15 protein-coding genes, 1 tRNA gene and 1 pseudogene are annotated in these 14,117 nt (G+C 34.7%); 7 read left to right on the top strand and 10 right to left on the bottom strand.

Going from position 1 to position 14,117, the window contains the following annotated elements; translation table 11 throughout:
- Positions 1-117 (bottom strand): IS630 transposase-related protein (locus tag ACIPNH_RS06415; protein WP_400771409.1); only part of this gene is annotated, 117 nt, incomplete at its 3' end.
- Positions 118-409: 292 nt separating this feature from the next.
- Between ACIPNH_RS06415 and ruvX the strand changes: the two genes are divergently transcribed.
- Entirely contained in the window at positions 410-877 is a 468-nt protein-coding gene (gene ruvX / locus ACIPNH_RS06410) for a Holliday junction resolvase RuvX (protein WP_400772297.1), read from the top strand.
- 44 nt (positions 878-921) lie between these two features.
- On the opposite strand, the gene ruvC is transcribed toward ruvX, so the two are convergent.
- From ruvC to ACIPNH_RS06365, 9 genes are all read right to left on the bottom strand, one after another.
- On the bottom strand, positions 922-1,410 hold the full coding sequence (gene ruvC / locus ACIPNH_RS06405; protein ID WP_015588791.1) for a crossover junction endodeoxyribonuclease RuvC: 489 nt from the start codon (positions 1,408-1,410) through the stop codon (positions 922-924).
- Positions 1,411-2,238: a cytochrome c oxidase subunit 3 gene (locus tag ACIPNH_RS06400; RefSeq protein WP_006279354.1), complete on the bottom strand. Its 828-nt coding sequence runs from the start codon at positions 2,236-2,238 to the stop codon at positions 1,411-1,413. It lies immediately after the preceding gene.
- A 47-nt stretch (positions 2,239-2,285) separates the two neighbouring features.
- Positions 2,286-2,945: a TenA family protein gene (locus tag ACIPNH_RS06395; protein ID WP_400772293.1), complete on the bottom strand. Its 660-nt coding sequence runs from the start codon at positions 2,943-2,945 to the stop codon at positions 2,286-2,288.
- A 44-nt stretch (positions 2,946-2,989) separates the two neighbouring features.
- The gene (locus tag ACIPNH_RS06390; RefSeq protein WP_038249063.1) at positions 2,990-3,673 is read right to left on the bottom strand and encodes a TenA family protein; all 684 of its coding nucleotides are present in this window, start codon (positions 3,671-3,673) and stop codon (positions 2,990-2,992) included.
- A 126-nt stretch (positions 3,674-3,799) separates the two neighbouring features.
- Positions 3,800-4,972 carry a methionine adenosyltransferase gene (gene metK, locus ACIPNH_RS06385; RefSeq protein WP_400772290.1) on the bottom strand — a complete coding sequence of 391 codons (1,173 nt, stop codon included), beginning with the start codon at positions 4,970-4,972 and terminating at the stop codon, positions 3,800-3,802.
- Positions 4,973-5,029: 57 nt separating this feature from the next.
- Positions 5,030-5,106, bottom strand: a tRNA-Ile gene (locus ACIPNH_RS06380).
- A gap of 9 nt (positions 5,107-5,115) precedes the next feature.
- A complete protein-coding gene (gene rpmA, locus ACIPNH_RS06375) occupies positions 5,116-5,385 on the bottom strand; it encodes a 50S ribosomal protein L27 (RefSeq protein WP_006279564.1) in 270 nt (89 codons plus the stop codon).
- Between the two features lie 10 nt (positions 5,386-5,395).
- Complete coding sequence (gene rplU / locus ACIPNH_RS06370) at positions 5,396-5,698, bottom strand: 50S ribosomal protein L21 (RefSeq protein WP_264723715.1); 303 nt, start codon at positions 5,696-5,698, stop codon at positions 5,396-5,398.
- Between the two features lie 241 nt (positions 5,699-5,939).
- Entirely contained in the window at positions 5,940-6,083 is a 144-nt protein-coding gene (locus ACIPNH_RS06365) for a hypothetical protein (RefSeq protein WP_153296796.1), read from the bottom strand.
- Positions 6,084-6,975: 892 nt separating this feature from the next.
- On the opposite strand from ACIPNH_RS06365, the gene ACIPNH_RS06355 reads away from it, so the two are divergent.
- The 6 genes and pseudogenes from ACIPNH_RS06355 to ACIPNH_RS06330 form a co-directional block, all read left to right on the top strand.
- A complete protein-coding gene (locus ACIPNH_RS06355) occupies positions 6,976-7,497 on the top strand; it encodes a cytochrome b (RefSeq protein ID WP_400772287.1) in 522 nt (173 codons plus the stop codon).
- 5 nt (positions 7,498-7,502) lie between these two features.
- Positions 7,503-8,531 (top strand): NAD(P)H-dependent flavin oxidoreductase, encoded by a 1,029-nt coding sequence (locus ACIPNH_RS06350; protein ID WP_264723838.1) that lies wholly within the window; start codon positions 7,503-7,505, stop codon positions 8,529-8,531.
- A gap of 122 nt (positions 8,532-8,653) precedes the next feature.
- On the top strand, positions 8,654-9,904 hold the full coding sequence (locus ACIPNH_RS06345) for a hypothetical protein (RefSeq protein ID WP_400772284.1): 1,251 nt from the start codon (positions 8,654-8,656) through the stop codon (positions 9,902-9,904).
- 94 nt (positions 9,905-9,998) lie between these two features.
- Entirely contained in the window at positions 9,999-10,373 is a 375-nt protein-coding gene (locus ACIPNH_RS06340) for a hypothetical protein (protein WP_400772320.1), read from the top strand.
- A gap of 44 nt (positions 10,374-10,417) precedes the next feature.
- Entirely contained in the window at positions 10,418-12,772 is a 2,355-nt protein-coding gene (locus ACIPNH_RS06335) for a VirB4 family type IV secretion/conjugal transfer ATPase (RefSeq protein WP_265024523.1), read from the top strand.
- Positions 12,753-14,117, top strand: a pseudogene (locus ACIPNH_RS06330) (hypothetical protein); the annotation flags it as partial. The gene ACIPNH_RS06335 and the pseudogene ACIPNH_RS06330, both read left to right, overlap by 20 nt.

Here is a 14,117-nt window from a genome sequence, read left to right as displayed (position 1 = left end):
CTCCCATAAAGTAGTTCGTCCAATTTTAAATCTTGCTGCCACTGTTTCTCTGCTTTCTCCTTCGTCTAGCGCTTCCATTGCTTTTTTCCTTAAGTCATAACTATATGCTGCTGGCACTCAACCTCCTTATCATCTTCTATCCTTATCTTATCACATCCGGACTTCTATGAAAAGAGCTATAAAGTCTGGATTCCAGTGTCAAGCACTGGAATGACATCATAGGGGCACTGCCCTTTTGGATGGAAACCAGTGTCAGCTACTTAGATGATACCTTTTTTCTACTTAGTTTGGGTTATGCAAGAAGTCTATTGCATTCCTGAGCAATTTGATTCATTATTCTTTTTGTAAAAAATTTTCTTAACTTTCTCTCCACTTTTTTGGTAAGGTCACTTTAAAGGAAGTCTAATAGATGCTACATAGAAATCCAGATGAGTTTCTAAAGTCTATTCCAAAAGATAAGCGCATAATGTGCCTTGACATGGGAGAAAAGCAAATAGGCATAGCATTTAGCGATAAAACACAGCTCATAGCCACAGCTCATAGCATATATCACAGAAAAAATATGAGCAAAGATTTAGGTTATCTGCATAGAATATTCAAAGAAAATGAATCTGGATCAATGGTAATAGGACTACCATTAAAAATGGACGAGCAAGAAACTAAATGGTGTAAAACTATAATCCAATTCGCAAATAAAATAATAAAAAAATATAAAGTAAATATATACTTACAAGACGAAAGCTTCTCAACATCTATCGCAACTCGTACACTAAAAATTACTGGAATATCAATCACAAAATCGAAAAAAATAGATGATAAAATCTCCGCATGTATTATTTTGCAACGAACGTTAGACAAGATAAACACAATCAAATAGTTTTTCCAGATCTGGAAATCTTCAAACTGAATCCCATATAAAAGTTACTCAACAAAACAAGAACCTTTCGTATAAGCATGACAAATTGCTACAGCAAGAGCGTCAGCAGCATGGTGACATTTTATACTCAAATTTTTAACTATTTGCTTCACCATAAATATCATCTGATCCTTATCAGCATGGCCATTTCCGGTAATGCTTTTTTTTACATAGTTTGCATCATATTCATTCATAGTTAGCTTTGTTATTTTTAACGCTAAAATTACAACCCCTCTTGCATATCCTAAAGTTAGTGAAGATTTAGGATTTTTATTAACAAAAATTTTCTCCACCGCAGCTTCATTCGGAGAGTATAGGGAAATTACTTTCTTTAATTGTTCAAAAATTGTATGTAGGCGTTCACCTGTACCCAATTTACCATCAGTTGATATGGTACCGCCGCCCAAAAATTCAATATTATTTTTTTCGTTCAGGCTGATAATGGCCCACCCAGTCTTGCTTATTCCTGGATCTAGACCTATTATTTTAACCACTTAATAAACGCTTAACCAATAGACAAACAAAAATAAAAATATCCAAACTACATCTACAAAGTGCCAATACCAGGAGGCAAACTCAAAGCACAAATGGTCCTGAAGTGTAAATTGGCCTTTCCGTGCTCTAAATAAACACACTGATAAAAATATTATTCCTATTATAACGTGTGCGCAGTGAAAACCGGTAATCATGTAAAAATTGGATGTATAAATAAGCTTTTCTCCTGTTTCTTGTAGAGAAAAACTCGCTTCATGATACTCTATTGCTTGCACTATTATAAAAAAAACTCCAAGCAATATAGTTATGGACAGCATTTTAATCATGCTCTTTTTATCATTTTTAAGTAAAGAGTGATTTGCCCAAGTAATTGTTGTACCAGAAAGCAATAATATTAATGTATTCATGAATGGTAGTGACCACGGATCAGGTGGCAAAATTCCCTCAGGGGGCCATTCAACTTTTTTTGCAGGAGAAAACGCCTCAAATAAAAAAACTGGATCAAGCCAGGCTTTAAAGAATGAACAAAAGAACACTATAAAAAATACGACCTCCGAGAGAATAAACAAGTACATTGCAAATTTGAGTCCATGTTTTACAATGGCAGTGTGACATTTGTCATAAATGGCTTCCCTTATTACATCTCTCCACCAATAAAACAGCACCCCTGATACTGCGGAGATTCCCAAAACTAAACAAAACATTCCGACAATTTGTTTATGAAGCGCGCCAACTAATCCAAGTGCAAGAATAAGAATTGCTGCTGATACAGCAATTGGCCAAGGGCTTGGATCCACTAAATGAAAATCATGTTCTTTACTTTTCATAGCATTTTAAAAAATACTTATTAAGGATACAAATTAGCTTAAAATTGTCAATGTTCCTTAGGAAATTGATTGAATCTTGAAAAATTATATGCACCGTTCAAAAAATCTAACACAAATTGTGCAGTTATTCTAAACAACTCAAGCATTCTGCTCTTTTCGTTTTCTCTTGCTCTGCTGCAATATCCATCAACAATATTTTCTAAAATAATGCATCCAGACTTTACTGAATCACTGTAACAAAAATTAAACCAATCCCTATATCTATTATTTTTCTTGAATCTATTTTTCATGCTATCAACGACAGTCTCGTATATAAACATGCAAGAATACAAAACCGTCATAGCCTCATAGGTATTACTATGCGAGATGGATAAAAGAAAATTAGTGAAATTAAAACACTCAAGAGATTTCTTTTCGCGACTTATACCGTACATAGTAAAGTAGTAGTCATATAGCATTCTATTAACAGTCACTACTCTTTGGGCTACTTCAGCAAGCGAGATAATACTACTATAATCTTCCATTTTGGATGCAGTAATTAAGGTGGTACGAATATAATCACCTAAGAACAACGTCTTTTGTTGAGCATAGAATTTGAAGTTCTCTATATTTAGGGTGTTATTCGCTAACTCAACATTAAAAGGATGCTCAATTATATCCTTTAAAAGATTTGACTCGTAACAGCTCCTAATTATGCCACTGAACACTGTAGTTACCGATAAAAGATCAAGTTAACGTAAATAATCCGCTGCTAATATTCTTTGCTAGATATATTAGAGTAATATGCCTCATCCCAAAACATTATTTCTAATTCCAGCCCTTTCTTAAAAAACTCATACATCCTCTTTTTTTCACAGTCACTAGCTTTTTTATATAGCTTATTTGTAATATCAGTAACCTCATCAATTACAGCATTTACTGTTTCGCTACTATAAATGTTGATCCACTCTTTGTATTTGTTATTTTTAACCCCTTTAGTTGTTATCTCATTTACCATATGGCGTATAACGATTTGGTATATGTTAAAGCAAGAATAAGATGCTACTAAAGCTTCATTAACAGAATTGTGATATGCGGCACTCATGAAAAAGTCAGTAAAGGCAGAACAAGCTCTTGACTTTTTGTGATCATCAGATAGATCACAATCTTCAAAATATTTTTTATACTGTTCTCGAACATAAAATGCTCCTTGTGCCAAATTGATTAAACTACTCATCATTTCAATATCATCAACTCTAGCTGCAACAATTAAAAAAGCACGAGCGCAATCTATACAATACAGAAAATCCTGCTGAAGGTAGAATTTGAATTTTTCATAATCTAATGTATTATTTATCAATTCAACATTAAAAGGGTGTTCTTTTATTTTATCAATAAGATCAGAAAACTCTTTTACAATTACGTTGTACAGTTCTCCTTCTATTTCGTTATACACTTTATAAGCCTCACAATAAAAATTGAATATAAAAATTATTACTAATGTGGTATAATTATTATGAAAAAGCGTGCTATGCTTTAACAATAAGCTAGTATATAAATATGGGGCTGTAAATCAAAAATTTTAGCAATCTAAAGAAATTTTACTATTACCTTCTATATTGAATTCTCTACAAAGATCAGCAGATAAGTCCATGTTTTCCCAAGAAAATCCACCGTCCCTTTCCGACTGTTTACCAAAATGTCCATAACAGGCTGTACGTTTATATATAGGATGATTAAGCGATAAATGCTTGATTATGCCTTTTGTTGATAAATCTATATTATTCTCGATAAACTTTTTAATTACTCTTTCCTCTACCTTATTCGCACCAAATGTATCAATATAGAATGAAGTAGGTTTTGATACACCAATTGCATAAGAAAGCTGCACAAGACAACGTTCAGCCAAACCTGCAAAGACAATATTTTTAGCAAGATATCTTGCCATATAAGCCGCAGATCTATCAACTTTGGTTGCATCTTTTCCGGAAAACGCTCCTCCACCGTGTGGAATATAACCTCCATAAGTATCAACCATAATTTTTCGTCCGGTTAATCCACAATCACTAACCGGTCCACCAATAACAAATCTACCAGTTGGATTGACTAAGAGATTTTCCTCAGGACACATCCATCCTTCAGGTAAAGATGAAACTATGTAAGGGTAAATTATTTCTTTTACTTTTGATTGATCCAAATCCTCAGGGTGCTGTATTGAGACAATAATACTTTCAGCACGTACCGGGAGGTTATTCTCATATGCCAAAGTGATTTGTAACTTTGCATCTGGACCAAGTTTTGCTTCTTTAACTGCGCTCATGATATTTTTCAGAATCGAGTGTGCATAAAAAATGGGTGCCGGCATAAGGTTTTCTGTCTCTGTTGTTGCATAGCCATACATTATGCCCTGATCTCCAGCACCTTGATCCAACCCTATTGCAATGTCATTTGATTGCTCATGCAGCAATATATTTACTTTCACTTTTCTCCAGTGGAACCCATCGTGCTTGTAACCAATATCTTTTATTGTATTCCGTACAATACTTTCAATCCTGCTATTTTTGATGTTAGGCCCAAACACTTCCCCAGCTATAATAACGTTATCTTTGGTGACTAAAGTCTCTATTGCAGCTCGCGCAAAAGGATCAGTAAAAAGGTACTCATCAAGTATTGCATCTGAAATTTGATCTGCTACTTTATCTGGATGACCAGCCGCCACTGATTCACTGGTTACTAAATTTTTATATAAACTCATGTTTTTGCTTATACAATATCAAAACCGCTATAGAAAACACAGTTAGTAACTACTAAATGGTGGGTCTGGGAAGAGTTGAACCTCCGACCTCACGCTTATCAGGCGTGCGCTCTAACCACCTGAGCTACAGACCCATGATTTATTCAAGCTGAAGCTTTCATATTATCTGTAGGCACGATATCAATAAAAGTCTTTTTATTTGCTGACCTTCTAAAGCTGACCCAGCCTTCTATTTTAGCAAAAATCGTATGATCTTTACCTATACCAACATTCTTTCCAGGATGGAATTTTGTGCCTCTTTGGCGCACAATTATGTTACCAGGAATAACCTTCCCATTCTTCTTTATTCCTAACCTACGACCCGCTGAATCTCTACCATTACAGGAACTACCACCTGATTTTTTAGTTGCCATATCTTACCTCTTACTTTTGAAGACTAATTTCATTTATACGAAGAACAGTTATATACTGCCTATGACCAGTTTTCCTACGGTAATTTTTTCTTCTTTTCTTCTTAAAGATTATAATTTTTTCCCCCCTGCACTGCTCCAACACTTCAGCTTTAACAGTAGCATTAGATGAATAAGATAAGCCATTACTTGAAATACAAATCACCTTATTGATTTCCACCTCTTTTTTTTCTTCAGCTTCTAACTTCTCTACCTTTATTATACTACCTTCTTTTACTAAATATTGCTTTCCACCAGTCTCAATTACTGCAAACATGATAAATATAAATTATTGTTATTAACTTTAATCGTAAACGATGTCATATACGCTGTCAATATAAATAAAAAGCATGACTTAACGTTCTTTTTGAGCTACTAAAATACTTCTATCTGTTTTCATCTTTTATCTACCTTTTCTCAGACAGTAGACTTCTTGCATAACCTAAGCAGAAAAAAGGCAAATAGTTATTATAGCTCTAAGTTTACCGACACCGTCATGCAAGTAGCCCCTTCTCCTGTCATCCGAGTAGCTTGACACTGGGATCTAGAAAAAAGGATGATGTCATTCCAGTCTGGAATCCAGGAAAAAGAATGGTGTCATGAAAGTAGCCTCCTTCTCCTGTCATCCCAGCGCCCAGAGGTGTCATCCAAGTAGCTGACACTGGGATCCAGGAAAGTTTGCTTGTAAACTAGCATAGAAAGTGGTTACAACATTTTCGATGAGATTATATGGAAAACTGGATCCCAGTGTCAGCTACTTGGATGACAAAAAAAGGAGCACTAGGATGACACCCTACTTAACCGTCATACCGCGATTCATTCGCGGTATCTCTTAACATAGATCCCTTACTTAACCGTCATACCTTAACATAGATCCCGCTAACACGTAGCGGGATACTATCTACACCGTCATACCGCCTCGGTATCTCTAGATCCCGCTGGGATGACGATTGTCGTTTAGCCATAAATATTAAGGAATTTACCAAATAAAAAAAAAGGCAAAAGAAACCCTAGGGTTATTATCTGCTTTAAAATATTGGCGTTTTTTATGTTTTAAACGCTTGACAAGCAAGATTTAGCTGCTTTTAATTGCAACTAACTTACGCTGCAAATGTTTAAGAAATTTACTAAGCAGAAAAAAAGACAAAGAATCCCCGAGTTAGCTAGTCTTTTATTATCTCTGTCGAGTATTGGCATTTTTTGATGTCTTGTAACGCTTTATAAGCGCGTTCAGCTTATTTAGATAAAAATCTAGATGTAGATGAAGTTTTGTAAAGACATACAGTATCTATATACTGCAAAAAATTGAACATAAGACGCCGATACATTAAGTAATCCTTACCTTTTAACCTGCAGATTGGCGAAAGCAAATACAATAGCTTCACTATCATGATAAGTGGGCTGGCGGAGTTTGTCAAGGAAGTTTTTCGTTTCTATGTTCTGAATGACAGGATTGCTCTTGAATTTACATTGTCGGTAAATCTAAATTGCTTTAATAATTTTGATTGAAAAATAGTTTTTCTATTATATAAATGCTACTTTAGGGTAATCAAAATGGAAGACGATAAATATAGCCTAGGTTTAAGGGGTATCCATTGGTTGATGGCTGTTTTTATTATCGGTATGCTTTGTTCTGGACTTTATATGAAAAGCCTGCCACTTAGCAATGAAATTAAGTTCAACATATACGCTATTCATAAGGCTTGCGGTATCACTATTCTTGGATTAATCATAGTACGCATATTTTTTCGCGTCTTTACTTATGTTCCACCACTTCCAGCAAATTTTTCTCGGTTTGTAATCAATATAAGTAAAGCAGTACACTTTGGTTTATATTCTTTGATGGTGCTAATGCCACTATCTGGCTATGTCATGTCTTCTGCTTCTGGCAAACAGATCAAATATTTTTTTCATATCCCTTTGTTGATTAATCAAAACAAAGACCTCGCTAACACGGCTAACGAGCTACATTCGATGCTTGCATATTTTATGGTACTCTTTATAATCTTACATATACTTGGCGCTTTGAAGCACACATTTATAGATAAACAAAACATTTTTAAACGCATGATATAGGTTATATGTTAAGTAGCCTCTGGAAAAAAGGAACAGATTTTCTTGGCAGTGAGTTTGCTATAATGGGTGGTGCTATGAGCTGGGTTTCAGAGAGAAACTTGGTCTCAGCAATCTCAAACGCTGGTGGTTTTGGTGTGATTGCATGTGGTGCAATGTTCCCAGACTTACTGGAAAAAGAAATCATAGAGACACAAAAATTAACTAACAAGCCATTTGGTGTAAACCTAATTACTATGCACCCAAAGTTGAGTGAGTTGATAGATGTGTGTATTGAAACGAAAGTGAGCCATATAGTGCTTGCCGGTGGACTGCCAACAAAGCCTAATATAGAAAAAATCAAGGGTGCAGGCATTAAAGTTATGTGCTTTGCACCAGCATTAAGCCTTGCGAAAAGGTTAGTGAAAATGGGAGTAGATGCGTTAATAATAGAAGGAATGGAAGCAGGTGGACATATAGGTCCAGTGAGCACTTCTGTTCTTGCACAAGAGATATTGCCTCATTTTAAAAATGAACAAATACCAGTGTTTGTTGCAGGTGGAATAGGCAGAGGCGAAGTGATAGTTAATTACTTAGAAATGGGAGCAAGTGGCTGTCAAATAGGCACATTATTTGTCTGCACTAATGAGTCAATTGCCCACAAAAATTTTAAGGAAGTGTTTATTAAATCGGCCGCACGTAATGCAATACCTTCTGTACAGATAAGTGCTGATTTTCCTGTAATTCCAGTAAGAGCTATAGCCAACAAAGCAAGCGATGATTTCATGAAGCGTCAAAAAGAAGTTATTGATGAATACCAAAAGGGACAGATCTCAAAAGAAGATGGGCAGCTTGAAATAGAAAAGTTCTGGGCTGGAGCTTTAAGAAGAGCAGTGATTGAAGGAGATGTTGAAACGGGATCTTTAATGGCCGGTCAAAGTGTTGGCATGGTTGATAGGGAAAAGCCTGTAAAAGAAGTAGTGGATATGTTAGTTCAACAAGCAAACAATTATATTGAGAGCAAATCTGTAGAAGTAGAAAACCCAGAAAGCAAATAGTTAAGCGACCTCACAATAAGCAAGTTGCCATTAATTATCCATAATATGGCATAATTATCCAATTTTAATGTAAAATTAACGCTAAAGAGGTATCTATACATTTTATTTGTATGGAGGAGTCTATGCCAGGTACTTTAAAAAAACCTCAGAATAATAAAGAAGTTATTAACCAACAATTGCACGACACTATATACAAAAAGGTAACAAAAAAAACACATAATCATGAAAGCCCAAAAAAAAATGGAGATGGAACTATCAAAAAATGCATAGAGTTGTTCAAGGAAGGAGCTAGTCCTGAGGTATTAACTGAATTAGAAAAATCGCTGAGAGAACAATTAGAAAAATCACCAGAAAAACAAGAGGAATATCAAAAACATTATAAGTATTATATCGAAAACTTTCTTCCTGCATTGAAAGATGAAGTAATAAAATCAGAAGAACTAGCTGTACCTACAGTATTTAACAATGAAAGAGAACAATCACAAAGACCACAAACAAAAAGAGGAAAAATAGTAAAAACAATTTTGGATATTACTAACAGGAGCAGCAGTGTAAGCTCAATACCAAATGCTGTTGAAGAAAATATTGAAGATCAAATGCAGCTAGGACATATTGAAGAGCAAAACAACACACAAGAAACACCCTTGAATGTAGCTGAGAAAAAAAGTGGTGATACTAAAATACTTGGCCAATTAGATATTCCGAAAGAGGTATCTAGAAAATATAGTAAAGTTATGGAGCAATTAAAGAAGAATATAAAAACTCCTAAGCTTGGTAACGGTAGTGGTTCAGATAGTGGAATAAACTCACCTGGACTGAGTGAAAAAAACTCGATATCACCAATAAATAGTAGAAAAAACAGTTTAACATCAATAGCAAGCACTTCATCTGAGGAAAGTTTAAACTCAACATTGAGCTCTATTGAAGAAGATAATGGCTTACAACCAGAGGGTGGAGAAAAAACTGAGTTATTAGAATCAAATTTGGAATCCCCAAAAGAAAACGAGACTCAAGTGCAGCCAGAGCAGACTGTAAAAAAAGAGCCAAAAATGCAAGAAAATGAAAACTCAGATGGTCAAGCAAATCCAGATCAAGTTAAGAAAGATATCCTACTTAAAAACCAACCCAATAACAGAAATCTTCACGTTGCACTTGTAGCAGGTTGTGCTCTCTCCACAATAGGGTGCATTGTTGCAGGAGCAATGACATCAGGATTGATAGGAGCAGGACTACTTGCTATGGTTGCAGTGCTTGCTATAGCAGCAGTAGCTGAATTGCATTCAAACTTCCTATCAAGTAAATTAACATCCATTAATGTGAGTCCTCTTGTTGATGATAAGAGCTTACAGCATGTTCGCAGCGGTAAAAATTAAATATGTGTTACTTGTAGTGGATAAGTGAATTCAGTTCTTGCCTATTGATATAAAAGTTGTTATATTTGAGGAATGTTTAAAAGGTGTTTAGTTGATGCGCATTCAATTGAATAAAGTTTTGGTTTTTATAGCCTTATTAAGTTTCATTTTTGCATCATATTCTAGCGAAGCAAGTTCGGCGAGTGATGAATTAAAGGGTATACAAGAAACGGTAAAAAATTTTATTTCTTCATTTTCAGTTAAAGATACTGTAGAAAATATGAGTCCTTCAACAATCATAGGGTTGTGTATAGCTGCAGTGATACTTGCAGTAGTGTTCAGAGGTCTAATCTTTTTTATGATAATGTTTGGTGTACTGGTCCTGATGTTCGGTAGTACAGAAAAGGCAACAGGCTACTTAAAAGAAAAATTTAACTTTGCAAAAGATATAAAATTACAATCCGATAGCGAAAAAAAAGATAAAAATTAAGATAGTATTTTTATCTTTTTTAATTATCTTTATTGAATACGCATATGCAGTTAAAAGTACCAACAGTTAACTCTAAGCTTAAAAAAAAGAACAACTTAGCATTACTAGAAAGCATTGATTTAGATTTTGTTCCTTATGCTTGTCATTACGATGAAGAAACCATACTCACAAAACAGGGAGAATTGTTAAAAATAATCAAGTTAGAAGATTATTCTTCTGTTGATAACTACAGCGACCTCAGAACTGAAATTAGAAAAAGCATATCAAAAAATATTAATAGCCTGTATTTTACCGTTTGGATTCATACCGTTAGAAAGCGCAATAAACTGAGCTTGAAATGGAATAAAACTGAAGACTTCTCTGACAACCTACATTCAACGTGGTTTAATAAACTAACTGATAGTAAATTACAGTATATAAATGAACTATACATTGTAATATTGTTTAGCGATTTTGGCAAGCATACTAATAATTCGTTTTTTTTCAATAGAATAAAGAATAAGCATAAGTTGTCTTTACAAGAAAGCCATCAGGAGTTGCAAAAGATAACTGACTTAATTCAAAATGATTTAGAACCTTTTGGAGCTAAAAAACTGGGTCTAAGGTTTAGTGAAGGTAAAATATATTCTGAAATGATAGAATTTCTCCACTATATTGTTACATTAACGCACAAAGATTATCCAATACATGAAAGGGACCTGTCGCAATATATTAGAAATTTTAAAATAGCTTTTGGTTTCAATACGTTTCAAACAATATTTGAAAATCAACAGAAATTTGGCTCTATTTTCAGCATAAAAGAATACCGGGAAATCTCTTTAGGTAATATAGATAGATGCTTGCAGCTTGAATCTGAATTTATCATTACAGAAATAATGATATTTACTAGTAATAATAAAGCAATAAAAGAATTTAAAAAACAAATCAACATGCTGCAAATTAGTGAGGATAATACCTTACTTAAAAGCTCAGGAATTGAAGAAATAATAGAGCTTGAAAGGACCTCTAGTATAGACTTCTGCCAACAGAAAATTATTTTTACAATATTTGCAGATGATAGGAATAAGTTAGCTGAAAGTATTAGTGATTTATCTTCTATAATGTCATTAGTTGGCTTCATGATGTTTAGAACTGATTTACATATGGAAAGTCATTTTTGGGCACAACTTCCAGGCAATTTTGCTTTTATTACGCAACCGAAAAATATCTTAACAAAATACGCTTGCAGCTTTGCTATGCTGCACGATTTTACGTCAGGTACATTAAAAGGAAGAAGGTGGAAAGAAGCGGTAATGATTTTTTTTTCAAAAAAAGGAAATCCTTACTTCTTTAATTTTCATGGAAAAAGAAATAATGGCCATACTACGATACTCGGAGCTCCAAATTCAGGCAGAACTTCACTCATTAATTTTCTATTATCAGAATCAAGAAAGTTTAACCCAAGAATTGTCATATTGGATAACACTGGAAAATCAATAATTTTTACTAAAGCAGTGAGTGGTAAATATTACATAATCGATCCAAAATATAAGGACAAAAGCCTAAAATTTAATCCACTAAACATTGAAGATAGTGCTTCCAATCGCAATATGTTGGTTGAACTGATCAGAAGAATGGTAGCCGATACGAGCTTGGTGGACGTAGAAGAAAAGATAAGAAAAATTGTGGATTCTATATTTGCTATACCCAAGGAATCACGTTCTATTTCACAAATTTCTGAGGTGCTCTTGCTCCTTGGGGGTAAGATAAGTAGATGGTGTGACGATGGTGACTTTGCTTACTTATTTCAAGATGGTGATGAATCAGATATTGACTGGGAAACAAAAATTATATCTCTCAACACCGCAAACCTTACAAAACAAAAGGAATGTATGTCCGTGATACTTTACTATTTTTTATATTCTTTTGAGGCAAAATGTGATGGCTCGCCTGCAATACTTGTTTTGGATGAAGCATGGGAGATAAGTAATATTTTTCCTACAGAGAAAGAGTTTGATAACTGGATGCAAAGAATGACGGAACTAAATGTTGTAGTAATCCTAAGTACTGAGAATTTAAATCTCGCATTTGCTAGCAAATTTACTCAATATTTAGATAAACATGTTGATACAAGAATCTTGATGCCGAACGTCAATGCAAATAGATTATACATGAAGGCATTTTCTCTATCGAAAGAGGAGCTGAATATAATTCTGCAGACGCCAACACAGGAAGGTTTATTTTTGATAAAACAGTACAAAGGATTAGTAACCTTAAATCTGGATTTGAAGGATATGCAAGAAATACATGTACTTTCAGCTAACAAAGAGACTATAAAGTATATGTATGAGGCAATAAAAGAAAAAGGAGAAGAAGTTAATGAGTGGTTACCGGTATTTTATGAGAAGTGTAAAGCTTAATTTCTTATTGATATTTTTTTTGATACTTGGTCTTTCGTATCAAGGATATGCTGATTGTCCAACATTTGTAGAAAGTAATACTTGGTGGGAAGCAATAGTTGGTGGAGATTGGGTAAAGGAAATTAAGGTGCAAGCAATAAAAGATCAAGGAGTTGATGGTTACTTTAATCCCAAAATTAGAGTATGTGCTTATGATGGACAAAGTTATTGTTATGACTTACAAAGTGGGGAATCCTGCCGCCAGATATATGGAACGCAAGGTACAGGAGCTGGAGTTTCTGCTGCAGCTTTTATTGATTGGGAAGGGGATAAAACAAAAGCTGGAGGAGAAATTGCTCGGGGTCTTAAATGGGAATGGGCAGACGGTGTTACTGATGAGGAAAAAAGAAGATTCGCTAACTCTCCTAAAATATGTGCTTGCAGTCAAAAAGGGGCTTGTATGTCAGGAATTTCTTCATTGGGTTCTAGAGTATTTTCGGGTGAGAATATTTTTCGTCCTGGGGAGAGGGAAAAAGTCTGTGATACCTGCTACCAAACGGCAGTAAAATGTGCTCCCGTGCCACTTGCACCTAGCCCCCCTCCATTTTGCGAGCAACTTGCAATGTCACCTCCACAAGTTAGAATTGTTCCTATAACAGATAAAGACAATGATTACTTCGATCCAAGAGTTGGGGTGATAATTAGCGGACTGGAGGAAAGAAAAGAGTTAGGTTTTCCACACGTTGTTTCAAATAATGAGAACATTCCAAATCACTCATATACTGTTACAGATAAGGATACTCACTATTACTTCAAAACCTATAGAAAAAAGGGCCAGCTCTGCGCTGAATACCATGGAACTCAAAGTATAGACAAAAAAAATCCACAGTTCGTCCGCTGTTTCCCGGCACCACCTGCTCCAGAGCCTGAGATAGTGAAGGTAGCAAATGAAAACACGCTAGAAATAAAAATGAAGATGAGCGAGAGCACTTGTACTTATAGAGCACATGGAGTCTACAGCAATGGTGTCTGTACTTTCAATGTTATCACTAATTCTACTAAGAACATCGGCCCTCTATCTTTAAAAGTAGTAAAACCAGCAATAGTAGCAAAAACGACTGACAGTAGTAACACAAAAAGTTACATTGATAATATTATAGAAGGTATATTAGAAAGTAATCCGCAACAATTTAAAGTTCTGAAAGAATATGGCTATGTTCCTGATATTGAAACGGAATGTAAAGAGTTTCAGGGGAATAAGTGCAAATTGAACAACTTAGGACAACCAGAAATAGAAGTAAAGTATAAAGGAAATTCTAACAGTAAAATGCTTTGTCTTTCTGGATGGCAGCCAGAACCAGAGGAG

This window comes from Wolbachia endosymbiont of Drosophila barbarae, from assembly GCF_044752445.1.
Lineage (GTDB): Bacteria > Pseudomonadota > Alphaproteobacteria > Rickettsiales > Anaplasmataceae > Wolbachia > Wolbachia pipientis.
The sequence above is the reverse complement of the archived record's forward strand: the minus strand, read 5'-3'. Positions and strand labels throughout refer to the sequence as shown.

Excerpts from the sequence above, each read along its gene's own strand:
- ruvX (WP_400772297.1), top strand. The coding sequence starts at position 410 with ATGCTACATAGAAATCCAGATGAGTTTCTAAAGTCTATTCCAAAAGAT.
- ACIPNH_RS06400 (WP_006279354.1), bottom strand. The coding sequence starts at position 2,238 with ATGAAAAGTAAAGAACATGATTTTCATTTAGTGGATCCAAGCCCTTGG.
- metK (WP_400772290.1), bottom strand. The coding sequence starts at position 4,972 with ATGAGTTTATATAAAAATTTAGTAACCAGTGAATCAGTGGCGGCTGGT.
- rpmA (WP_006279564.1), bottom strand. The coding sequence starts at position 5,385 with ATGGCAACTAAAAAATCAGGTGGTAGTTCCTGTAATGGTAGAGATTCA.
- rplU (WP_264723715.1), bottom strand. The coding sequence starts at position 5,698 with ATGTTTGCAGTAATTGAGACTGGTGGAAAGCAATATTTAGTAAAAGAA.
- ACIPNH_RS06355 (WP_400772287.1), top strand. The coding sequence starts at position 6,976 with ATGGAAGACGATAAATATAGCCTAGGTTTAAGGGGTATCCATTGGTTG.
- ACIPNH_RS06350 (WP_264723838.1), top strand. The coding sequence starts at position 7,503 with ATGTTAAGTAGCCTCTGGAAAAAAGGAACAGATTTTCTTGGCAGTGAG.
- ACIPNH_RS06345 (WP_400772284.1), top strand. The coding sequence starts at position 8,654 with ATGCCAGGTACTTTAAAAAAACCTCAGAATAATAAAGAAGTTATTAAC.
- ACIPNH_RS06340 (WP_400772320.1), top strand. The coding sequence starts at position 9,999 with ATGCGCATTCAATTGAATAAAGTTTTGGTTTTTATAGCCTTATTAAGT.
- ACIPNH_RS06335 (WP_265024523.1), top strand. The coding sequence starts at position 10,418 with ATGCAGTTAAAAGTACCAACAGTTAACTCTAAGCTTAAAAAAAAGAAC.